We start from the raw sequence: 21,043 nt of genomic DNA on the forward strand, positions 1-21,043 counted from the left end.
CGCTCCGACGTGCGCCGTACGGGTGGCGGTATGAAACTGAACGATGCACGGCCTTGTACACCGCGCCCCATTAGGAGGCGACATGAATTGGTTGTGGGCCATCATTCTGGGTCTGGTTCTGGGTGTGATCGCGAGGGCGCTCATTCCGGGGAAGCAGGCGATCCCGCTCTGGCTGACGGTGATCTTCGGCATGCTCGGCAGCGTGCTGGGCAACTGGGCGGCCACCGGCATCGGAGTCGAGGACACCAAGGGCGTCGACTGGACCCGGCATCTGCTGCAGCTGATCGGCGCGGTGATCGTCGTCGGCGTGGGCAGCCGGCTGTGGGCCATGGTGCGCGGGAGGAAACACGGGCACCAGCGGGCGTGACCACGCCGCCGCACACCGTTCCCGCGGGCCTGCACACACGGCCCGCGGGAGCGGTCCGACACGGGGCCGACCGCGGCACCCGCCGCGGCCGGCCCCGCTCCGGCTGACCTGCCTTGCCGCCGGGCCCCGGCGCGGTACACGCGCCCCGTGGTCCGGCGGGTCCCGCTTACGCGCCCTGGATCTGGGCCAGCTTGCGGCCGGCCTTGAGGTACGGGGTGCCCGGCGTGGCGGCCAGCTTCTCCGTCAGCACCTCGGCCAGCGGACGGATCGCGTCCGCCTCGGCCAGTACCACCGTCTCCTGACCCGACTCGGCCTCGATGACCAGCCGCAGCGCGTTCTGCTTCGCCAGCCGGCGGGCCGCCGACGCGCTGGCCGTGAACTCCAGCACCTTGGTCAGCACCGTGGCCACGGTCTCCGTGCCGTGCTCGGCGAGGTCCACCGAGGGCAGCGTGGAGACATCGGCGAAGGACTTCTTGGAGAACTGCGCGACGAACCCGGCGCGGGCCGCCATCGCCGCCTCGATGCCGTACAGCGCGGCCACGACCTCACCCGCGAGGATCTTCTTCAGATCCATCGGGTGCAGCGACTTCTCCTCGATACGGGCCAGGACCTGGGCGATCTCCTCGTCCGTCCACTCCGTCCACGCCTTGAGGTACGGCTCCATCAGCCGGTCCGGGACCGACATGATCTTGCCGAAGACGTCCTCGGCGGGGGCGTTCAGACCGACGTAGTTGCCCTTGGACTTGGACATCTTCGCGCCCGTGCCGTCCGTGCCCTCGATCAGCGGCATCGTGACGACCAGCTGCGGCTGCTGGCCGTGCAGCTCCATGAGCTTGCGGGCCATCTGGAGGTTGAGCAGCTGGTCGGCGCCGCCGAGCTCCACGTCGTCGTTCAGGGCGACCGAGTCCAGGCCCTGCGCGATCGGGTACAGCATCTCGGTCATGGTCAGCCCGGAGCCGTCCGCGAGGCGGGTGCGGAAGTCGTCGCGCTGCAGCAGCTGGGAGACCGGCACCTTCGCGAGCAGGCCGAGCAGCTCGGGGAAGGTGTACGGCGCCAGCCACTCGCTGTTCTGCCGGAAGCTGACCTTCTCGAAGTCGAAGAACGGCCGGACCTGGTCGCGGTAGGTCGCGAGATTCTTCGCGATGTCCTCGTCGGTCAGCGGCGGGCGCTCCGTGCTGCGGCCCGAGGGGTCGCCGATCTTGGCCGTGAAGTCGCCGATGATCAGCGTGACGTCATGGCCGAGGCGCTGGAAGCGGCTGAGGACGATCAGCGGGACCGCGTGCCCCAGGTGCACATCGGTGGCCGTCGGGTCGATGCCCAGCTTGATGTGCAGGCTCTTGCCGGCCGCCTTGCGCTCCTCGATGCGCTCGGCGAGCTGCTCCACGCCCGGGATCACCTCGACCGTGCGCGAGGCGATCAGCTCGGCCTGCTCCTTGGCCGACAGGTCCGTCAGGTCGAGATAGCGCCGCGCGCCCGTCTCCTTCAGCAGCTCCTCGACGGTGGTGTCGACGGAGAGGTCTGCGGAGAGCAGCGTGCTGGCGCGGGCGACGGATTCGCCGAGGCGTGTCATGGCGTTCCTGATCGGTCGTTGATCCCAAACGGGAGGACGGAACCGATTCTATTAGCCGTGCGAAGCGTGGCCGACCGAGTATCCACAGGCCGGCCACGCGGTACGACAAGTGCGCACAGCCCCGGGGCGGGCGCGCGGACGGCCTCGCCCCGGGCTCACCCGCCTCACACTCCCCGCCTCACACCCCCCGGCTCACCGAGCTCATGTTGAAGTCCGGGATGCGCAGCGCGGGCATCGCGGCCCGCGTGAAGTAGTCGCTCCACTCGCGCGGCAGCGTGCGCTCCGTACGGCCCGCCTCGCTCGCCCGCCCCAGCAGATCCACCGGCGACTCGTTGAACCGGAAGTTGTTCACCTCGCCGACCACCTCACCGCCCTCCACGAGGTACACGCCGTCTCGCGTCAGCCCCGTGAGCAGCAGCGTCGCCGGATCGACCTCGCGGATGTACCACAGGCAGGTCAGCAGCAGCCCGCGCTCCGTACCGGCCACCAGCTCGTCCAGGGACTTCGTGCCGCCCGCGTCCAGCAGCAGGTTGTCGACCGCGGGGGCCACCGGCAGGCCGGTCAGGCCCGCACTGTGCCGGGTGGTGACCAGCCGGTTCAGCGCGCCGTCCCGCAGCCAGTCGGTGGGCTCCAGCGGCAGCCCGTTGTCGAAGACCGAGGCGTCGTCCCCGGAGCTGTGCGCCAGCACGAAGGGCGCGCACTCCAGGCCCGGGGCCCCCGGGTCGCTGCGCAGCGTCAGAGGGAGCCCGGAGAGCTTCTCGCCCACCCGGGTGCCGCCTCCGGGCGCGGAGAAGACCGTGCGGCCCTCTGCCGCGTCCCGCGCCCCGGAGGACCACATCTGGTACACGAGCAGGTCGGCGACGGCGGTGGGCGGCAGCAGCGTCTCGTACCGCCCGGCGGGCAGCTCGGTCCGCCGCTCGGCCCAGGCCAGCCGCCGCGCCAGGTCGGCGTCCATGGCCAGCGGGTCGACGTCCCGGAAGTCCCGGGTGGCCCGGCCCGCCCAGGCCGAGCGGGTGCGGTCGGGCGACTTGGCGTTCAGCTCCAGGGTGCCGGTGGGCTGGTCGTGCCGGAGCCGCAGCCCGGTGGAGGAGCCCACGTACGAGGACACGACCTCGTGATTGGCGAACCCGTACAGCTCGCGGCCGCCGTCCCGGGCCCGCCGGAAGGCTTCGCCCAGCGCCGGCGCGAAGTCGGCGAACACCTCGGAGGAGGTCTCGGCGGGCGGCTCGGTGAAGCCGGGGGAGGGCGCACCGCCCGGTACGAGCGGCTGCGCGTCCTCGGCGGGGTCCGCGCCCCGGGCGGCCGCCTCCGCCGCCCGCACCAGCCCCTCCAGGTCGTCGGCGGTGACCGCGGCGCGCGAGACGACACCGGAGGCGGTGCCCTCCTTGCCGTCCACGGTGGCGATGACGGTGAGGGTGCGGCCGCGGGTGACCCCGTTGGTGGTCAGCGCGTTGCCTGCCCAGCGCAGGTTGGCGGTGGCGGTCTCGTCGGCGATGACCACGCAGCCGTCGGCCCGCGACAGGGCCAGCGCCCGCTCGACCACCTCGTGCGGCGCGCTCGTACGAGAAGTACGGGACGTACGACGTGTGCTCATCGACCGGCCTCCTGCGCCGTGTTGAGGATGTTCACGCCCGTGAAGAGGGCGGAGGGGCAGCCGTGCGAGACGGAGGCGACCTGGCCCGGCTGGGCCTTGCCGCAGTTGAAGGCGCCGCCCAGTACGTACGTCTGCGGGCCGCCGACCGCGGCCATCGAGCCCCAGAAGTCGGTGGTGGTGGCCTGGTACGCCACGTCCCGCAGCTGCCCCGCCAGCCGCCCGTTCTCGATCCGGAAGAACCGCTGCCCGGTGAACTGGAAGTTGTACCGCTGCATGTCGATGGACCAGGACCGGTCGCCGACCACGTAGATCCCGTGCTCCACGCCCGCGATCAGCTCCTCGGTGGACGGCCCCTCGGGCGCCGGCTGCAGGGACACGTTCGCCATCCGCTGCACCGGCACGTGGGACGGCGAATCCGCGTACGCGCACCCGTTGGACCGCTCGAACCCGGTCAGCTTCGCGATCCTGCGGTCCAGCTGGTAGCCGACCAGGACGCCGTCCTTGACCAGGTCCCAGGACTGCGCCGCCACGCCCTCGTCGTCGTACCCGATCGTCGCCAGCCCGTGCTCGGCCGTCCGGTCGCCCGTGACATGCATCAGCGACGACCCGTAGGCCAGCTTCCCCAGCTGGTCGAAGGTGGCGAACGAGGTGCCCGCGTACGCCGCCTCGTACCCCAGCGCCCGGTCCAGCTCGGTCGCGTGTCCGATCGACTCGTGGATCGTCAGCCACAGGTTGGAGGGATGCACCACCAGGTCGTACCGCCCGGCCCGGACGCTCGGCGCGCGCATCTTCTCCGCGAGCAGCGCGGGCATCTCCGCCAGCTCGGCGTCCCAGTCGTACCGCCCGTCGGTCAGGTACTCCCAGCCGCGGCCGACCGGCGGCGCGATGGTCCGCATCGAGTCGAATTCGCCGCTGCGGTCGTCCACCGCGACGGCCGTCAGCTCCGGGTGCAGCCGGACCCGCTGCTGGGTGGTGGTCGTGCCCGCCGTGTCGGCGTAGAACTTGTTCTCCCGGATCGTGAGGAGCGAGGCGTCCGCGTGCGTGACGCCCGGCGCGGCCAGCAGCCGCCCGCTCCACTCCGCCAGCAGCCCGGTCTTCTCCGCGTCCGGCACGTCGAACGGATCGACCTCGTACGAGGAGATCCACGTCCGGTCCGGATACGCGGGCTCGTCGGCGAGCTCCACCTTCTCCTGCGAGCCCGCCGCGTCGATCACCTTCGCCGACAGCTTGGCCATCGCCACCGCCTGCGCCGCCACCCGCGCCGCCGCGTCCATGGTCAGGTCAACACCGGACGCGAACCCCCAGGCCCCGCCGTGCACGACCCGCACCGCGTACCCCAGGTCGGTACTGTCCGAGGACCCGGCCGTCTTCGCGTCCCGCAGCCGCCAGGACGCGTACCGGATGCGTTCCAGCCGGAAGTCGGCATGGTCGGCCCCCAGCGCCCGGGCCCGCGCGAGCGCGGCGTCGGCCAGCGCGTGCAGGGGCAGCGCGAGGAAGCTCTCGTCAAGGGAACGAGGTGTAGCGGGCACGGCATCCCTCCCGGGGTCGGCGCCACGCATCATGCCGTGCCGGACCCCGGGCGCGCACGAGGGCCGGCGGGTTCGTCGTGGCGATTCGCCGGGTCGCGGAGTGGTTGCTTCTGTAGGGACCCCACAGTGACCGGGATGTGCCCCTGTGCGAGCTGGATTCTCCGTATGGGGCTCCTGACCGCTAGTTTCGTAAGGAACACACGTCGGACAGGACACGGAAAGGGTGATCTCTTGAGCCGCTCGGTTCTGGTCACCGGAGGCAACCGCGGCATCGGCCTCGCCATCGCCCGGGCCTTCGCCGAGGCAGGCGACAAGGTCGCCATCACCTACCGCTCCGGCGAGCCCCCCGAGGGGTTCTTGGCCGTGAAGTGCGACATCACCGACACGGAGCAGGTCGAGCAGGCGTACAAGGAGATCGAGGAGAAGCAGGGCGCGGTCGAGGTGCTGGTGGCCAACGCCGGCGTCACCCGCGACCAGCTGCTGATGCGGATGTCGGAGGACGACTTCGCCTCGGTCCTGGAGACCAACCTCACCGGTACGTTCCGCGTGGTCAAGCGGGCCAACCGGGCCATGCTGCGGGCGCGCAAGGGCCGGGTCGTGCTGATCTCGTCGGTCGTGGGGCTGCTGGGCTCCGCGGGGCAGGCGAACTACGCGGCCTCCAAGGCGGGCCTGGTGGGCTTCGCCCGCTCGCTCGCCCGCGAGCTGGGCTCCCGCAACATCACCGTGAACGTCGTGGCCCCGGGCTTCGTCGACACGGACATGACCCGCGCGCTCACCGATGAGCAGCGCGAGAACATCGTGAAGCAGGTGCCGCTCGCGCGTTACGCGCAGCCCGAGGAGATCGCCGCCTCGGTCCGCTTCCTGGCCTCCGACGAGGCCGCGTACATCACTGGAGCCGTCATTCCCGTCGACGGCGGATTGGGCATGGGTCACTGATCGATATGAGCGGAATCCTCGCCGGCAAGCGCATTCTGATCACGGGTGTGCTGATGGAGTCCTCCATCGCCTTCCACGCGGCCAAGGTCGCGCAGGAGCAGGGCGCCGAGGTCATCCTGACCGCGTTCCCGCGGCCGACCCTCACCGAGCGCATCGCCAAGAAGCTGCCCAAGCCCGCCAAGGTCATCGAGCTGGACGTGACCAACGACGAGCACCTGGCCCGCCTGGAGGGCGTCGTCCGTGAGGAGCTCGGCGGCCTCGACGGCGTCGTGCACTCCATCGGGTTCGCGCCGCAGGACGCGCTGGGCGGCAACTTCCTCAACACCCCCTTCGAGTCCGTCTCGACCGCGATGCACGTCTCGGCGTTCTCGCTGAAGTCGCTCACCATGGCCTGCCGCCCGCTGCTCAGCGAGGGCAGCGCCGTCGTCGGCCTCACCTTCGACGCGCAGTTCGCGTGGCCGCAGTACGACTGGATGGGCCCGGCCAAGGCCGCCCTGGAGGCCACCTCGCGCTACCTCGCGCGTGACCTGGGCCCCGAGGGCATCCGCTGCAACCTGATCTCGGCCGGACCGATCGGCTCGATGGCCGCCAAGTCCATCCCGGGCTTCACCGAGCTGGCGGACGTCTGGAACACCCGCTCCCCGCTGAAGTGGGACATGGCCGACCCGGAGCCCGCGGGCCGCGGCGTCGTCGCCCTGCTGTCGGACTTCTTCCCGAAGACGACGGGCGAGATCGTCCACGTCGACGGCGGCGTGCACATGATGGGTGCCTGACCCGTCCTCTTGACGCGATGAGGGCCGCGGCCCGTACGGAGACGTACGGCCGCGGCCCTCATACGTGTGCGCGCCCCTCAGCCCCTCCCCAACCGCCCCGGGCGGCAGCCGTACGGGTGGGAGCTCGCTTCGGCCGCCGCGCGGTCGCCGTCGCCCTCGCGGATCGCGTCCACCAGCCGTGAGTGGTCCATGTGCCACTCGGGCCGCAGCTCCTCGCCCACGTCGGCGCGGAGGAACTCGCGCAGTACGCCGCCGAGGTCCGCGTACAGCTCGGCCAGTACGTCGTTGTGCGAGGCCGCCACGATGGCCATGTGCAGCGTGGCGTCCGCCTCCACGAACGCGGCCGCCGCGCCCGACTCCCACGCCTGCTCGCGCCGGTGCAGCGCCGCGTCCAGCTGCTTGATGTCCGCCTCGGTACGGCGCTCCGCGGCGCGCCGGGCGGCCTCCGCCTCCAGGGCGCTGCGCAGTTCGGCGACGTGCCGGGGGTCGGCGTCGGCGAAGCGGCGGTTCATCACCCCGGCCAGCTCGCTGGTGGCGACGACGTACGTGCCGGAGCCCTGGCGGATGTCGAGCAGCCCGTTGTGGGCGAGCGCGCGGACCGCCTCGCGGACGGTGTTACGAGCCACACCGAGCTGTTCGACCAGCTCGGGCTCGGTCGGGATGCGCTCCCCGACCGGCCACTCGCCCGAGGTGATCTGGGCCCGCAGCTGAGCGATCACCTGGTCGGCCAGGACGGAACGCCGGGGCGAGGGGGTCAGTGGCATGGACGAGCTCCCGAAGCGATTGGACAGCCATTCATCCCATGATTCTATGATGAGTCCTATGGCAGACGACGACCTTGCGACCCTCGGCACCGGCACCGAGGCACCACAGACCACCGCGCACCCGGGAACCGGCCCCCTGGACCCCGCCCCCGCGCCCGTACCGCGCTGGGTCGGCGCGGTCCTGACCGCCGGTCTCGTCCTCGCCGCGCTCAACCTCCGCCCGGCCATCACCAGCCTGGGCGCCCTCATGGAGGAGGTGCGGGACGGACTCGGCATGAGCGGCACCGTCGCGGGCCTGCTCACCTCCGTACCGGCCCTCTGCTTCGCCGTCTTCGGCATCGCGGCGCCGCGACTGGCCCGCCGCTTCGGCGCGGCCACCATCGTGTGCGCCGGCATGGCCGCGATCGCGCTCGGCGTCCTCGTGCGCCCCTTCGCGGGCGGCACGGCCGGCTTCCTCGCCGCCAGCGCCCTCGCGCTCGCCGGCATCGCGGTCAGCAACATCCTGCTGCCCGTGGTGATCAAGACCTTCTTCCCCGACCGGGTCGGCTCGATGACCGGGCTGTACTCCATGGCCCTGGCCCTGGGTACCTCACTGGCCGCCGCCCTCACCGTGCCGGTCACCGGCGCGCTCGGCGGCGGCTGGCAGGCCGGGCTCGCCGTGTGGGCCGTGCTCGGCGTCCTCGCCGTGGTGCCCTGGCTCGCCGTACTGAAGCACCGCGCGCCCCAGGCGGCACCGGCAGCGGCGGGCGCGCCCCAGGAGGACGCCCCGGCCGTCCGGATCAGCCGCTCGCCCACCGCCTGGGCGCTGGCCGTCTTCTTCGGCCTGCAGGCCACCGCCGCGTACGTCACCATGGGCTGGCTGCCGCAGATCTTCCGCGACGCGGGGGTGTCGGCCGGGACCGCCGGCGTACTGCTCGCCCTCGTCATGGCCATGGGCATCCCGCTCTCCTTCCTGCTGCCGCGACTGGCCGCCCGGATGCGTCACCAGGGGCTGCTGGCCGTGGCCCTCGGGGCCTGCGGGCTCATCGGGTACGCGGGCCTGTGGCTGGCGCCCGCGGCCGGCGCCTGGGGCTGGGCGCTGCTGCTCGGCATATCGAACTGCGCCTTCCCGCTCGCCCTCACCATGATCGGCATGCGCGCCCGCAGTGCCGCCGGCGTCGTCAAGCTCTCCGCCTTCGCCCAGTGCATCGGCTACCTGATCTCCATCCCCGGGCCGCTCCTGGTGGGCACGCTGTACCAGCACAGCGGCGGCTGGGGCCTGCCCATCGCGCTGATGGCGGGGTTGATGGTGCCGCAGATCGCGGTGGGCGTGCTGGCCGGCCGGGACCGCCGGATCGAGGACGAGGGCTGACGGAAGCCCGGTCACGGGCGGGTGCGACACTGGGGACATGCCAGTGCTCGAACCGAATCCGCAGGGCGGACAGAAGAAGCTGCTCCTTGTCTTTGGCGCGATGCTCGCCGTGACCGTCGTGGTGGGGATCATCGCCAGCATCGCCGCACCCTGAACCCTGACCCGGCGCCGGTGGGACTGGCTCGGTAGGGCTGTCCCCACCGTCCCCTAGGGGGCCGGGGTCAGGGGTAAGTGGGTGGCGTACCTGATGGGCGGCGCGGTCCCGGGACCGTAGATTCGAAGGACACCGCGGTTCACAGGACACCGCGCCGTCCCCTCGACCGCACGGAGGCGATCCCATGTCCGCCGCTCACACCCGGCACACCAAGGGCGCTGCCCGGCCCGTGCGGCTGCCGTGGTGGGCCGTGGCCCTGGCGGTGGTCTCGTTCGTGACGCTGCTCTTCGTGATGACCCCCGCCGCGGAGGCCGAAGCAGCGGGGGTTCCGCCCGCCATGGCGTCCATGGTCCACTTCCTCGCGCGGCTGCTCGGCGCCGGAGTGTAGCCACCGGTTCCGCGTCCCGCTTTGTGGGATGAGGCTGTCAACACCCCGCGCCCCGCGCCGCGTTTCATGCGAAGCTGGGACACATGAGCGTCGATTCTCCTCGCCGGATTGTTCTTCTCCGACATGCCAAGGCCGAGTGGTCCCAGGAGAGCGACCATGAGCGGCCGCTCGCCGACCGCGGCCGCCGGGACGCCCCCGCCGCCGGACTCTGGCTCGCCGGAGCCGGCATCACTCCAGACCTGGCCCTCTGCTCCACGGCCGCCCGTACCCGCGAGACCTGGAAGCTGTGCGCCCCCAAGCTGCCCCAGCGCCCGAAGACGGTGTACGAGGAGCGGCTGTACGAAGCCTCGCTGGGCGAGCTCATCGCGGTGGTCAACGAGACGTCGGACGACGTGAACGACCTGCTCCTCGTCGGCCACAACCCGGGCATGCACGCGCTGGCCGACGCGCTCTCCGGCGAGGCGGACGGCGAGCTGCTGACGCTGATGAACCGCAGCGGTTTCCCGACCGCTTCCCTCGCGGTGGTGACCTTCAACGGCTCCTGGAAGTCCGTCGAGCACGGAGTCGGCCGCCTGGTCGACTACTGGACGCCGCGGGGCTGACCCCGGCGCCGGCCGCGCCGACCGCGTACGCCGAAGGGCCCCGGCACACCTCGTGCCGGGGCCCTTTCGTATGCCGTTGCGTATGCGGTGGGTGACCGCTCAGTCCGCGATCGTGTCGGCGGCCTCGACCTCTTCGCGGGTGACGCCGAGCAGGTACAGCACGGTGTCCAGGAACGGCACGTTCACGGCTGTGTGCGCGGCCTCCCGTACGACCGGCTTGGCGTTGAAGGCGACGCCCAGACCCGCCGTGTTCAGCATGTCCAGGTCGTTGGCGCCGTCACCGATGGCCACCGTCTGCGCCAGCGGCACCCCGGCCTGCTGGGCGAAGGAGCGCAGCAGCCGGGCCTTGCCCGCCCGGTCCACGATGTCGCCGGTGACCTTGCCGGTGAACCTGCCGTCCACGATCTCCAGGGTGTTCGCCGAGGCGAAGTCCAGCCCCAGCTCGTCCTTGAGCGCGTCGGTGACCTGCGTGAAGCCGCCGGAGACCACGCCGACCTGGTACCCCAGGCGCTTGAGGGTGCGGACCAGCGTCCGTGCGCCCGGGGTCAGCCGGACCTCCTTGCGCACCTGCTCCACGACCGAGGCGTCCAGGCCCTTCAGCAGCGCCACCCGGGCGTGCAGCGACTGTTCGAAGTCCAGCTCGCCGCGCATCGCGGCGGCGGTCACCTCGGCGACCTCGGCCTCGCAGCCCGCGTGCGCCGCGAACAGCTCGATGACCTCGTCCTGGATCAGGGTCGAGTCCACGTCCATGACGACCAGCCGCTGGGCGCGGCGGGCCAGTCCGGAGTCGACCACGGCGATGTCCACACCCAGGACCGACGCCTCGGTCGCGAGTGCGGTGCGCAGCGTGTCGGTGGGCGTGCCGGAGACATTGAACTCGACGGCCGTCACGGGGTACTTGGCGAGCCGGAAGATACGGTCGATGTTGCCGCCGGTGGCCGTTATGGCGGCGGCGATGGCGGAGGTGGACTCGGCGGTGAGCGGGTGCCCGAGGACGGTGACGTGCGAACGGCCGGTGCCGCGCGGACGGTTGTCACCGGTACCGGAGATGATCTCTGCCTGGAGGTGCAGCGACTCGGCCCAGCTGTGCACGGTCGCGCGCAGGTCGCCTTCGGTGGCACCGTTCGACGCGCTCCCGGTGGGCGTGGTCACCAGGGCGCACAGCACGATGCGGCCCCGGGTGACGACCTGCTCGATGTCGACGACGTCGACGGAGTAGGCAGCGAGGGTGTCGAAGAGACCGGCGGTGATGCCGGGCCGGTCCTTTCCGAAGATCTTCACGAGAAGGGTCGGTACGTCGTCGCCCGGTACGGCGGTGGCAGGCGGTGTCTGCGATGCGCTCATGGTGCTCTTACGGTATCCGGCCGCGTCACGGAGCCGTACAGGTGTCCCGCCGAGTGGACGTCTGCCACCACGCGGCCGGGTGGGAAACGGGTCCGGACATGTCCGTACAGTACGGGGTCCGGCCCGCGGCCTGCGGGGGCCCGCCCTCAGCGGCCGGCGCCCGGCCGTCCGGGTGGTGGCGGCTCCGGCGGCTGCTCCGGCGGCGGCTCGTCCCGGTCCCGCCGCGGGTGGGGGCGCGGCCGGGCGGGGCGGGGGAGCGGGGTGCCACTCACGGTGGGCGCCGAGGCGGTGTCACTGCCGTGGGGCGGCGGCGTTCGCATGTACGGATTGGTGTCCGGGTTCGGCCGCCGGTACGGGCGCGACGGCCTGTACGGCCCCGGGCGCTCCGGGTCCTCGTACCCCGGTCCGTGCCCCGTCCTGTACGTCGCCGGCCCGTGCACCGGTACCGGCGGTTCGGCCGCGCTCCGGCCCGCGAGCCCCGTCCCGACCGCCAGCAGCGCCCCCGCCAGCCCGGCCGCCGCGCCCCACAGCGCCCCCAGCAGCAGCCCGGCGCCGGGGCTCCCGCGCAGGTCGAGGCCCGCGCCGTGGACGCCGATCCCCAGGAAGGCCAGCCGGACGTCCGCCGTGACCTCCGTCAGCCACACCAGCAGCGGTACGGCCAGTGCGGTCAGTGCGCCCAGGCGCAGCGCACAGCCGCCCGCGTACGCCAGGACGTCGGACGCCCCGCGTGCCGTGCGGGCGGCCGTGAGGATCCCGGCCAGCAGCATCAGCACGGCCGCCACCAGCGCCGCGAGCCACGCCCACTCGCTCTGCTCGGCCAGCCGCTGCAGGGTGAGCGGCCGCTCACCTCCGCCGCCCAGCAGCTCCCGCAGCGGCGCCGGCAGGGCCGGCAGCAGCGCCCCGCTCGCCGAGCCGTGCCAGGGCACGAACAGGCCCAGCGGCATCGCGAGCCACACCCCGTTGGGCGCGCCCAGCAGCGCGGCCCCCAGCGCCCGCCGCGGCTGGCCGCCGCTGGTCACCCCGTACACCCCGGCCGCCAGGCCCAGAAGTACCGCGAAGCCCAGCACCTGGGTGAGCGCGGAGGCGGCGGGGCGGACGGCGCGGCCCGCGCCGGCCAGCGCGCGGGGGAGCGGGGTGCGCCGCGAGGCCGCCAGCGCGATCAGCAGCACGGCCAGTACCCACACCGCGCCGGCCACCAGCGAGGGCCGGGCCACCACCTCGAAGTCGATGCGGAGCCGGGCGTCCGCGAGCTCCGCGAGCCCGTCCGGCAGTCGGTCGAGCAGCCCGCCGTCCTCGCCGTCCAGGCCGGGGACCAGCGCTCGCCCCGGGATCGTTACGGAGTCGTGTCCGGCCCACGTGAGGCCGCCGACCAGCGCGGTGAACAGCGCGGCCACCGTCGCGGCGCGCGCCGCCAGCCCGCCCGGCGTGACCCCGCCCGGTACCGCGCGCACCGACCGTAAGAACACCGTCCCGAGCACCAGTGCACCGGTCAGTCCCACCCCCAACGGCACGATGTCAATGGCGGTTTCGGCCGTCACGCCGGACTCGCCGAAGGCCGGGACAGCACCCCGCGGGGTCACCGATCCCCCTACCGCCAGCACCATGACGGCAGCCGTCATCGGGCCCAGCGAACCGTACGCATCGGCGCCCAGCAGATGCAGTCCGAGCGCCGCGACACCGGCCATCGCCAGGAACGCGCAGCAGACCGCGACGACGGCGGAGAGCAGCACAGCACCCGGCCCTGTGTGCGGAGTTGCGGTCGCGCTCATCGCGGCCCCCGATCGTGCCGCCGATCGATGCCGAGTCATCTGTGTTGCCCGCATCGGGTGGCATCCGTACGGATCCGTGGGTGTCTCCCACTCTCCGGGGGCCTTTCGCGGGCGTCAACCGACGACAACACTGTCCGCTTCGTGCCCTTGCCACGGCCCGGCTTTCAGTCGTGGCCCGCTGCCTGGAATAGTTCCTCACGATGTTCACCATCCCTAGACTTCCCGTGCAGGGGGTCACTCGGGGGACAACTAGTGGGGCATGGAGTGCCTGAACTCGTACTCGAAATCAACGGAATGACCTGGGCGCTCGATCCGTCCCGGGTGTACAGCCTGGGGCGCGATCCTCAGGGTGATGTGGTGCTGGACGACGCGCGGGTGTCCTGGCGGCACGCGACGGTGCGCTGGGGAGGGCGCAGTTGGGTCATCGAGGACCAGGGCAGTACCAACGGCACGTACGTGCAGGGGCAGCGGATCCACCAGATGGAGATCGGCCCCGGCTCGACCGTGCACCTCGGTAACGCCACCGACGGTCCCCGGCTGACCCTCAGCGGTACGGCGGCCGCCGCCGCGGCGGACGCGTACGCCGCGCAGCCCACGGCGCCGGCCAACGACGCGTACGCCGCGCAGCCGGCGGCCCCCGCCCAGCAGGGCGCCCCCGGCTGGGCCGGCGCGCAGCAGCACGGCGCGCCGCCGCAGGGCCCGTCCTCGTACGGCGCCGGCATCCCGCCGCAGGGCGGGCCGCAGCAGCCCCCGGCACAGGGCGGCGCGGACCCGCAGGCGTCGGGCGACCGCAGCCCGACCACCTTCCACCAGCTGGACCTCGGCCGCGTCATGCGCATCGGCCGTGCCCTGGAGAACGAGCTGGTCGTCTCCGACCTCCAGGTCTCCCGGCACCACGCGGAGTTCCGGGCCACGCCCGACGGCCGCTTCGAGATCCACGACCTGGGCAGCCACAACGGTACGTACGTCAACGGCCAGCCGGTCCCCAAGGGCGGCTCGGCGCTCATCGGGCCCCAGGACACCGTCGGCGTCGGTCACTCGACATTCCGGCTGGTCGGCGACCGGCTGGAAGAGTTCGTCGACACCGGTGAGGTCTCCTTCTCCGCGCGCCATCTGACCGTCACGGTCGAGGGCGGCAAGCAGATCCTGAAGGACGTCTCCTTCGGCGTGCCCGAGAAGTCGCTGGTCGCGGTCATCGGCCCGTCCGGCTCCGGCAAGTCCACGCTGCTCAAGGCGCTCACCGGTTACCGCCCCGCCAACCAGGGCGACGTCCTCTACGACAACCGGAACCTGTACAAGCAGTTCGCCGAGCTGCGGCAGCGCATCGGTCTGGTCCCGCAGGACGACATCCTGCACAAGGAGCTGACCGTCCAGAAGGCGCTGCGGTACGCGGCCAAGCTCCGCTTCCCCGGTGACACCGCGGAGGCCGAGCGCGAGGCCCGTATCGACGAGGTGCTGCACGAGCTCAAGCTGCACGTGCACAAGGAGAAGAAGGTCACCTCGCTCTCCGGTGGCCAGCGCAAGCGCGTCTCGGTCGCCCTGGAGCTGCTGACCAAGCCGTCGCTGATCTTCCTGGACGAGCCGACCTCCGGCCTCGACCCGGGCATGGACCGCGACGTCATGAAGCTGCTGCGCGACCTCGCCGACGACGGCCGCACGGTCCTCGTCGTCACGCACTCCGTCGCCGAGCTCGCGCTCTGCGACAAGCTGCTGGTCATGGCGCCGGGCGGCGGCGTCGCCTATTTCGGCCCGCCCGAGGAGGCGCTGAACTTCTTCCAGTACGAGTCCTGGGCGGACGTCTTCTCGGCGTTCGAGAACTACCGGGACTACGACTGGATGGGCCGCTGGCGCGGCTCCCCGCACTACCAGATGTACGCGGCCGACATCGACGCCGTCGCGCCGCAGTCGGTGAGCGTGCAGGCGCCGCCGGCCCGGATGCAGAAGTCCCAGAGCTGGGGCTCGCAGCTGTGGACCCTGATGCGGCGGTACGTCTCCGTGATCGCCTCCGACCGCGGCTTCCTGGGCCTGATGCTGGTCCTGCCCGCCGTGCTCGGCGTGGTCTCCATGCTGATCCCCAGCGACTTCGGCCTCGGGTACGGCCCGATCGACAGGGCTCGCACCAACCGCGACGCAGCGACGATCATGCTGATCCTCACGGTCGGCATGTGCTTCTCCGGCGCGGCCAACTCGGTACGTGAGCTGATCAAGGAACGCGTCATCTACGAGCGTGAACGGGCCACCGGGCTGTCCCGCTCGGCGTACCTGATGTCGAAGGTGATCGTGCTCGGCGTGGTCACCGCCGTACAGGGCGTGATCATCGCGGCGATCGGCTTCTCGACCCGCAACATGCCCGCCGAGGGCCTGATCGTGAAGAACCTGCCGGCCATCGAGATGACGGTCGCGATCATCGCGCTCGGGTTCACCTCGATGATGTTCGGCCTGCTGATCTCCGCGCTGGTCAAGACCGCCGAGAAGACCATGCCGCTGCTGGTCATGTTCGCCATCGTGCAGGTCGTCTTCACCGGCGTGCTCTTCCAGCTGTACAACACCCCGGGCGTCGCGCAGGTCGCCTGGCTGATGCCGTCGCGCTGGGCGGTCGCGGCGCTGGGCGCCACCGCCGACCTGAACACGCTCCTGCCGTGGGACAAGACCGACCCCGACCCGCTGTGGCAGCACCAGACCGGTGTCTATGTGATGGACATGGTCTTCCTGCTGGCGCTCGGCGTGCTCCTCGCCTTCGCGGTGGCGCGCCTGCTGCGCCGCCATGAGCCCGAGGTCATGCGCAAGTAATCCGCGCCTGCCGTATGACGACAGCCGCGAGGGGCGGCACCCGGAATTCGGGTGCCGCCCCTCGCGGTATTCATCGTCCGGCGCCGGTGCTCCGGCGCGCCGCAGTGGCTCAGTACGCCGAGTCGACGTTGTCCATGGAGCCGTACTTGTCGGCCGCGTAGTTACAGGCGGCGACGATGTTGGCGACCGGGTCGTACAGGTCGTTCGCCGTGCCCTCGACGTGGTACTGGTCGAAGGTGGGCTGGATGACCTGCAGCAGGCCCTTGGACGGAATACCCATCTGGGCGTTCACGTCCCAGTTGTTGATCGCCCGCGGGTTACCGCCGGACTCACGGATGATGTTGCGCTTGATGCCCTCGTAGGAGCCGGGAATCCCGTGCTTCTTCATGATCGAGAGGGATTCGCGGATCCACCCGTCGAGGTTGTTGGCGTAGGTGACCGGCTTGCGCTCGGTGGACCGGCTCGCGGCCTGCGTCGTGCGCTGCTGGTCGGCCTTGTTCTTGGCGGCCTCCTTGGCCTGGGCGGCCGCCTGGGCGGCAGCCTTGGCCTTGGCCTGGGCGGCGGCCTTGGCGTCACCCTCGGCCTGCTTCTTCGCGGCGAAGGCGGAGGCGCTGGCCTGCTCGGCGACGCGCGTGCTGTTCTGGGTCAGCTCGGCGTTCCGGGCCTTGGCGGCCGCGTTGTCGACCAGGCTGTACGCGGAGGAGTCGTCGACCACGTGGTAGGCGACGGGCTTCACGTTCTGGGCCGTCGAGGACTGGGCCGGCTCGGCGTTGGCCGAACCCGGGACGACGGCGAAGACCACGGCGGCGGCACCGCCGGCGGCCACGGCAGCGGCGGAGAGCTTGTGATTCCGGTTCAGGCGGCTGTAGCCAGGAATGGCGTGCAGGGGCATGCGGAAAGAACCTCTTCCAATGGGGGACGTCGCGTGGGCCGGATTGGCGCAAGAACGCCGAGATCCTTTTCCACGGCGCCGGGCGACGTCAGCCATTGTTAGCGGCCGGAATTTGACCCTGCAATCATGTGACGTACGAAGCTGGATAGTGGAACCACGAGCCGCCGAATTGCGTCCGAAAGGACTCAGTCCAAGGGGTGGCTCGGATCAACTCCCGCGGCTGCCCGCATTCACGCCCCACTAACTTCGGTCGTAAGTGATGTACGCCCTATGTGCGGGCTCACATGTTTACGGGAGCCGCCTGCCGTTATGTCATTGACTCAGCACGGAAAGTGAGCGCCTGGAGGGCCCTCTCGGGCCGCGAACGGCAGCCTTTCCTTTCCCCTATATATAGGGGGCAGAAAGTCCCCGCTCCAAAGTGGCCGATGGTCCCGCGTACCGGGAGCGGAAGGGCCTGCCCCTGCCGTACCCGCCGCCCGGCCGCCCGGCCGTGCCCGCCGCCCCGCCTTCAGCCCTACGCCCCAGGACCTAGCCGGCGCCCCGCCGCAGGCGGATACGCGCCGTGCGGGCCGCCGGTACGGTAAGCGCATGAGCAAGGGACCAGGGGCGGAGCGGGGAGCCGGGCTCTCCGCGGTGAGCGGCGCCATCCTCGCGATGAGCCGGCACCTGGAGGTGCGCGACGTGCTCAAGACGATCGTCGCGTCCGCCCGCGAGCTGCTGGACGCGGAGTACGCCGCGCTCGGCGTCCCGGACGACCACGGCGGCTTCGCGCAGTTCGTCGTGGACGGGGTGAGCGAGGAGCAGTGGAAGGCCATCGGCCCGCTGCCCCGCCAGCACGGCATCCTCGCCGCGATGCTCCAGGAGGCCACCCCGCAGCGCCTCGGCGACGTCCGCCAGGACCCCCGCTTCGAGGGCTGGCCCGGCGCCCACCCCGACATGTCGGACTTCCTGGGCATGCCGGTCGCCGACGGCGACGAGATCCTCGGCGCGCTCTTCCTCGCCAACAAGAGGTGCCCGAAGCCGGCCGGCGGCTGCGGCTTCACCGAGGAGGACGAGGCGCTGCTCGGCATGCTCGCCCAGCACGCCGCCATCGCGCTGACCAACGCCCGGCTGTACGAGCGCAGCCGCGAGCTGACCATCGCGGGGGAGCGGGCCCGGCTGGCGCACGAGCTGCACGACGCGGTCTCCCAGAAGCTCTTCTCGCTGCGGCTGACCGCGCAGGCCGCCACCGCGCTGGTCGACCGCGATCCGGCCCGCGCCAAGGGCGAGCTCCAGCAGGTCACGCAGCTCGCCGCGGAGGCCGCCGACGAGCTGCGGGCCGCCGTGGTGGAGCTGCGCCCCGCCGCCCTGGACGAGGACGGCCTGATAGCCACGCTGCGTACCCAGATCCAGGTGCTCGACCGCGCACACAGCGCCAAGGTCACCTTCGCCTCCCAGGGGCTGCGGGCGCTGCCCGCCGCACAGGAGGAGGCGGTGCTGCGGGTGGCACAGGAAGCCCTGCACAACGCGCTGCGTCACGCCGACGCGCAGCGTGTCGACGTCACTCTCGTGCGCCACGGGCAGGGCGCGGTGCTCCGGGTCGCCGACGACGGCCGCGGGTTCGACCCCGGCACCGTCCGCCGGGCCGGGCGCCACCTGGGCCTCGTGTCGATGCGGGACCGGGCGAGTGGCGTCGGCGGCACGCTCACGGTGGAGTCGGAGCCCGGCAAGGGCACCGCTGTCGAGATGGAGGTCCCCGGTGGCTGACGGAGGCAGGGGTCCGCTCGGCGGCCCCATCAAGGTGCTGCTGGTCGACGACCATCAGGTCGTACGGCGCGGGCTGCGCACGTTCCTGGAGGTACAGGACGACATCGAGGTCGTGGGGGAGGCCGCCGACGGCGAGGAGGGCGTCGCCGCGGCGGAGCGGCTGCACCCCGACGTCGTCCTGATGGACATCAAGATGCCCGGCATGGACGGCGTCGAGGCGCTGCGGCTCCTACGGGAGCAGCACAACCCCGCCCGGGTGCTGATCGTGACGAGCTTCACCGAGCAGCGGACCGTCATCCCGGCGCTGCGGGCGGGCGCCGCGGGCTATGTCTACAAGGACATCGACCCCGACGCGCTGGCCGGCGCCATCCGCTCCGTGCACGCCGGGCACGTCCTGCTCCAGCCCGAGGTGGCCGACGCGCTCCTCAGCCAGGAGGACACGGGCGGCGGCCAGGGCCGCGGCGGCTCCCTCACCGACCGCGAGCGCGAGGTGCTCGCCCTCATAGCGGACGGCCGCTCCAACCGCGAGATCGCCCGAGCGCTGGTCCTCTCCGAAAAAACGGTCAAGACCCACGTCTCCAACATCCTCATGAAACTCGACCTGGCAGACCGCACCCAGGCCGCACTGTGGGCGGTACGGCATGGGGTGGGCGCGTAACCCGCTGCGCTGGGGCGGGCGGCGCGCAGCGCGCCCGCCCAGGGGCGCGGGGAACTGCGCGACCGGCCACAACGGCGCCGCGCCCGCCAACGCACAGAAACCCCTACGGCGCCCGCCTTTCGCGCTCCTCCACAGCCGCGTTGTACGCCGCAACCTGCGCCCGCCGCGCAGTCCGCTCCACCGGCCGCAACGCCTCCCGCCGCGCCGCGATCTGCGACGAGCTGACGGCCGCACCATGCTCCCGGCCATCCCCACCGGGCCCCTCCGCAATGCGGATAAGCGCCCCCACCTTCTGCGCCAGCTCCAGCACCCGCACCGCCCGCGGCGGATACCCCGGCGCCAGGAGCTGCCGCCCGGCCTCGGCCCGCGCGCGGTACGCCGCCAGCGCCGCGTCGGCGACCGGGCCCGATCCGGCCACATCCAGCTTCGCCAGCAGCTCCGTCGCCTCCCGCAGCGCCTGCGCCAGCTCCCGCTCCGCCTCGCCGAGCGAGGGCACGTCCGCCGGCGGCGCGTCCCGTACGGCCATGCAGTGCCATACGACCTCGACGTGCACATCGCCCTCGGGCCCCGCCTCGTGCACCTCCGGCACCAGACCCAGCGCCACCCCGCAGGCGGTGACCGCTTCCTCGGCCACTATCGCGCGCGCATTGAACTCCGGCGGGCCGCTCAGCCCCAGCGGGTGCCCCGGCACCGGCAGCGCCACCCGCAGTCCGGTCGCGCCCAGTGCCCGCAGCCGGCCCAGCGCGAGCGTCAGCCCCACCGGGCCCTCCTCGCCGGGCAGCCCGGTGACGCGGTGCACCGTGTCACCCTCCGCGATCCGCTCCGCTGCGTCATCAGGTGGGACAAGCCCGGCCAACAGGGCATTTCCCCACGCGGCCAGCCGTCCTGATCGAGGTTCATCGAGCATGGACCCAGCCTAAGGACAGGCACTGACAATGGGTGGCGTAGGTTTGCAGAGGGCTGCGCCCACAGGCGCACCGACGACCGAGATGCAATGGGAGACAACGCGCTCATGAGCGATGTTCTGGAGCTGGTGGACGTATCCGTGGTCCGCGAGGGCCGGGCTCTGGTGGACCAGGTCTCCTGGTCGGTGAAGGAGGGAGAGCGCTGGGTGATCCTGGGCCCGAACGGCGCCGGCAAGACCACCCTCCTCAATGTCGCCTCCAGCTATGTCTTCCCGACCACGGGCACCAGCACGATCCTCGGCGAGACCCTCGGCAAGGTCGACGTCTTCGACCTCCGCCCGCGCATCGGCATGGCCGGCATCGCGCTCGCGGACAAGCTGCCGCGCCGCCAGACCGTGCTGCAGACCGTGCTCACCGCCGCGTACGGCATGACCGCCACCTGGCAGGAGCACTACGACCCCGTCGACGAGCAGCGCGCCCGCGCCTTCCTCGACCGGCTGGGCATGACCAAGTACCTCGACCGGAACTTCGGCACCCTCTCCGAGGGCGAGCGCAAGCGCACCCTCATCGCCCGCGCGATGATGACCGACCCGGAGCTGCTCCTGCTGGACGAGCCGGCCGCCGGCCTGGACCTCGGCGGCCGCGAGGACCTCGTACGCCGCCTCGGCAGACTCGCCCGCGACCCGTTCGCGCCGTCGATGGTCATGGTCACCCACCACGTCGAGGAGATCGCGCCCGGCTTCACCCACGTCCTGATGATCCGTCAGGGCAAGGTGCTCGCGGCCGGCCCCATCGACCTGGAGCTGACCTCCAGCAACCTCTCCCGCTGCTTCGGCCTGCCGCTCATCGTCGAGCGCAACGGCGACCGCTGGACCGCCCAAGGCCTGCCGCTCAGCTGACAGTTGGCGCGG

The 21,043-nt window shown here is 71.9% G+C and carries 19 protein-coding genes; 11 read left to right on the top strand and 8 right to left on the bottom strand.

All coding sequences use genetic code 11. From position 1 onward, the window contains the following. Positions 1-82 precede the first annotated feature (82 nt). Positions 83-367, top strand: coding sequence for a GlsB/YeaQ/YmgE family stress response membrane protein (locus IF04_RS0129780; protein ID WP_030264729.1), 285 nt, complete (start codon positions 83-85; stop codon positions 365-367). 166 nt (positions 368-533) lie between these two features. On the opposite strand, the gene tyrS is transcribed toward IF04_RS0129780, so the two are convergent. The 3 genes from tyrS to IF04_RS0129795 form a co-directional block, all read right to left on the bottom strand. Continuing rightward, entirely contained in the window at positions 534-1,937 is a 1,404-nt protein-coding gene (tyrS, locus tag IF04_RS0129785) for a tyrosine--tRNA ligase (RefSeq protein ID WP_030264732.1), read from the bottom strand. Positions 1,938-2,115: 178 nt separating this feature from the next. Continuing rightward, positions 2,116-3,531, bottom strand: a complete 1,416-nt coding sequence (locus IF04_RS0129790) for a metallopeptidase TldD-related protein (RefSeq protein WP_030264735.1) — start codon at positions 3,529-3,531, stop codon at positions 2,116-2,118. Then, positions 3,528-5,090 carry a TldD/PmbA family protein gene (locus tag IF04_RS0129795; protein WP_051831663.1) on the bottom strand — a complete coding sequence of 521 codons (1,563 nt, stop codon included), beginning with the start codon at positions 5,088-5,090 and terminating at the stop codon, positions 3,528-3,530. The genes IF04_RS0129790 and IF04_RS0129795 overlap by 4 nt, the downstream gene beginning before the upstream one ends. 201 nt (positions 5,091-5,291) lie before the next feature. On the opposite strand from IF04_RS0129795, the gene fabG reads away from it, so the two are divergent. Further along, entirely contained in the window at positions 5,292-5,996 is a 705-nt protein-coding gene (fabG, locus tag IF04_RS0129800) for a 3-oxoacyl-[acyl-carrier-protein] reductase (protein WP_030264741.1), read from the top strand. A 5-nt stretch (positions 5,997-6,001) separates the two neighbouring features. Beyond that, complete coding sequence (gene fabI / locus IF04_RS0129805) at positions 6,002-6,769, top strand: enoyl-ACP reductase FabI (protein ID WP_030264744.1); 768 nt, start codon at positions 6,002-6,004, stop codon at positions 6,767-6,769. Positions 6,770-6,846: 77 nt separating this feature from the next. On the opposite strand, the gene IF04_RS0129810 is transcribed toward fabI, so the two are convergent. After that, entirely contained in the window at positions 6,847-7,533 is a 687-nt protein-coding gene (locus IF04_RS0129810) for a FadR/GntR family transcriptional regulator (RefSeq protein ID WP_030264747.1), read from the bottom strand. Positions 7,534-7,591: 58 nt separating this feature from the next. Between IF04_RS0129810 and IF04_RS0129815 the strand changes: the two genes are divergently transcribed. The 4 genes from IF04_RS0129815 (at position 7,592) to IF04_RS0129830 (ending at position 10,028) form a co-directional block, all read left to right on the top strand. Further along, on the top strand, positions 7,592-8,884 hold the full coding sequence (locus IF04_RS0129815; protein WP_030264750.1) for a CynX/NimT family MFS transporter: 1,293 nt from the start codon (positions 7,592-7,594) through the stop codon (positions 8,882-8,884). A 37-nt stretch (positions 8,885-8,921) separates the two neighbouring features. Continuing rightward, complete coding sequence (locus IF04_RS40160) at positions 8,922-9,038, top strand: SGM_5486 family transporter-associated protein (protein WP_263302694.1); 117 nt, start codon at positions 8,922-8,924, stop codon at positions 9,036-9,038. A 184-nt stretch (positions 9,039-9,222) separates the two neighbouring features. After that, positions 9,223-9,426, top strand: a complete 204-nt coding sequence (locus IF04_RS0129825) for a hypothetical protein (protein WP_030264751.1) — start codon at positions 9,223-9,225, stop codon at positions 9,424-9,426. A gap of 83 nt (positions 9,427-9,509) precedes the next feature. Further along, the gene (locus IF04_RS0129830; protein ID WP_030264752.1) at positions 9,510-10,028 is read left to right on the top strand and encodes a SixA phosphatase family protein; all 519 of its coding nucleotides are present in this window, start codon (positions 9,510-9,512) and stop codon (positions 10,026-10,028) included. A gap of 99 nt (positions 10,029-10,127) precedes the next feature. Here IF04_RS0129830 and serB read toward each other — a convergent pair whose 3' ends face one another. Then, a complete protein-coding gene (serB, locus tag IF04_RS0129835; protein WP_030264753.1) occupies positions 10,128-11,372 on the bottom strand; it encodes a phosphoserine phosphatase SerB in 1,245 nt (414 codons plus the stop codon). A gap of 146 nt (positions 11,373-11,518) precedes the next feature. Further along, positions 11,519-13,141, bottom strand: a complete 1,623-nt coding sequence (locus tag IF04_RS0129840; protein WP_030264754.1) for a streptophobe family protein — start codon at positions 13,139-13,141, stop codon at positions 11,519-11,521. Positions 13,142-13,393: 252 nt separating this feature from the next. Here IF04_RS0129840 and IF04_RS0129845 point away from each other — a divergent pair, with 252 nt between their 5' ends. Further along, a complete protein-coding gene (locus tag IF04_RS0129845; protein ID WP_425428469.1) occupies positions 13,394-15,931 on the top strand; it encodes an ABC transporter ATP-binding protein/permease in 2,538 nt (845 codons plus the stop codon). Between the two features lie 109 nt (positions 15,932-16,040). On the opposite strand, the gene IF04_RS0129850 is transcribed toward IF04_RS0129845, so the two are convergent. After that, on the bottom strand, positions 16,041-16,823 hold the full coding sequence (locus IF04_RS0129850) for a transglycosylase SLT domain-containing protein (RefSeq protein ID WP_030264760.1): 783 nt from the start codon (positions 16,821-16,823) through the stop codon (positions 16,041-16,043). Positions 16,824-17,411: 588 nt separating this feature from the next. Here IF04_RS0129850 and IF04_RS0129855 point away from each other — a divergent pair. Both IF04_RS0129855 and IF04_RS0129860 read left to right on the top strand, forming a co-directional pair. Continuing rightward, positions 17,412-18,569 (top strand): GAF domain-containing sensor histidine kinase, encoded by a 1,158-nt coding sequence (locus tag IF04_RS0129855; RefSeq protein ID WP_030264763.1) that lies wholly within the window; start codon positions 17,412-17,414, stop codon positions 18,567-18,569. After that, positions 18,562-19,227 (top strand): response regulator, encoded by a 666-nt coding sequence (locus IF04_RS0129860; RefSeq protein WP_051831660.1) that lies wholly within the window; start codon positions 18,562-18,564, stop codon positions 19,225-19,227. The genes IF04_RS0129855 and IF04_RS0129860 overlap by 8 nt, the downstream gene beginning before the upstream one ends. A gap of 103 nt (positions 19,228-19,330) precedes the next feature. On the opposite strand, the gene IF04_RS0129865 is transcribed toward IF04_RS0129860, so the two are convergent. Continuing rightward, positions 19,331-20,134: a hypothetical protein gene (locus IF04_RS0129865; RefSeq protein ID WP_030264770.1), complete on the bottom strand. Its 804-nt coding sequence runs from the start codon at positions 20,132-20,134 to the stop codon at positions 19,331-19,333. A gap of 105 nt (positions 20,135-20,239) precedes the next feature. On the opposite strand from IF04_RS0129865, the gene IF04_RS0129870 reads away from it, so the two are divergent. After that, the gene (locus IF04_RS0129870; protein ID WP_030264772.1) at positions 20,240-21,031 is read left to right on the top strand and encodes an ABC transporter ATP-binding protein; all 792 of its coding nucleotides are present in this window, start codon (positions 20,240-20,242) and stop codon (positions 21,029-21,031) included. Positions 21,032-21,043 lie beyond the last annotated feature (12 nt).

Origin of the sequence: Streptomyces violens (assembly GCF_000717745.1) — a bacterium.
In the GTDB taxonomy this organism is placed as follows: Bacteria; Actinomycetota; Actinomycetes; order Streptomycetales; family Streptomycetaceae; genus Streptomyces; species Streptomyces violens.

Bases quoted from the DNA above. Each gene is read 5' to 3' on its own strand.
- IF04_RS0129780 (WP_030264729.1), top strand. From the start codon at position 83: ATGAATTGGTTGTGGGCCATCATTCTGGGTCTGGTTCTGGGTGTGATC.
- IF04_RS0129790 (WP_030264735.1), bottom strand. From the start codon at position 3,531: ATGAGCACACGTCGTACGTCCCGTACTTCTCGTACGAGCGCGCCGCAC.
- IF04_RS0129840 (WP_030264754.1), bottom strand. From the start codon at position 13,141: ATGAGCGCGACCGCAACTCCGCACACAGGGCCGGGTGCTGTGCTGCTC.
- IF04_RS0129815 (WP_030264750.1), top strand. From the start codon at position 7,592: ATGGCAGACGACGACCTTGCGACCCTCGGCACCGGCACCGAGGCACCA.
- IF04_RS0129830 (WP_030264752.1), top strand. From the start codon at position 9,510: ATGAGCGTCGATTCTCCTCGCCGGATTGTTCTTCTCCGACATGCCAAG.
- serB (WP_030264753.1), bottom strand. From the start codon at position 11,372: ATGAGCGCATCGCAGACACCGCCTGCCACCGCCGTACCGGGCGACGAC.
- IF04_RS0129870 (WP_030264772.1), top strand. From the start codon at position 20,240: ATGAGCGATGTTCTGGAGCTGGTGGACGTATCCGTGGTCCGCGAGGGC.
- IF04_RS0129825 (WP_030264751.1), top strand. From the start codon at position 9,223: ATGTCCGCCGCTCACACCCGGCACACCAAGGGCGCTGCCCGGCCCGTG.
- fabI (WP_030264744.1), top strand. From the start codon at position 6,002: ATGAGCGGAATCCTCGCCGGCAAGCGCATTCTGATCACGGGTGTGCTG.
- tyrS (WP_030264732.1), bottom strand. From the start codon at position 1,937: ATGACACGCCTCGGCGAATCCGTCGCCCGCGCCAGCACGCTGCTCTCC.
- IF04_RS0129810 (WP_030264747.1), bottom strand. From the start codon at position 7,533: ATGCCACTGACCCCCTCGCCCCGGCGTTCCGTCCTGGCCGACCAGGTG.
- IF04_RS40160 (WP_263302694.1), top strand. From the start codon at position 8,922: ATGCCAGTGCTCGAACCGAATCCGCAGGGCGGACAGAAGAAGCTGCTC.
- IF04_RS0129865 (WP_030264770.1), bottom strand. From the start codon at position 20,134: ATGCTCGATGAACCTCGATCAGGACGGCTGGCCGCGTGGGGAAATGCC.
- IF04_RS0129855 (WP_030264763.1), top strand. From the start codon at position 17,412: ATGAGCAAGGGACCAGGGGCGGAGCGGGGAGCCGGGCTCTCCGCGGTG.
- IF04_RS0129850 (WP_030264760.1), bottom strand. From the start codon at position 16,823: ATGCCCCTGCACGCCATTCCTGGCTACAGCCGCCTGAACCGGAATCAC.
- IF04_RS0129795 (WP_051831663.1), bottom strand. From the start codon at position 5,090: ATGCGTGGCGCCGACCCCGGGAGGGATGCCGTGCCCGCTACACCTCGT.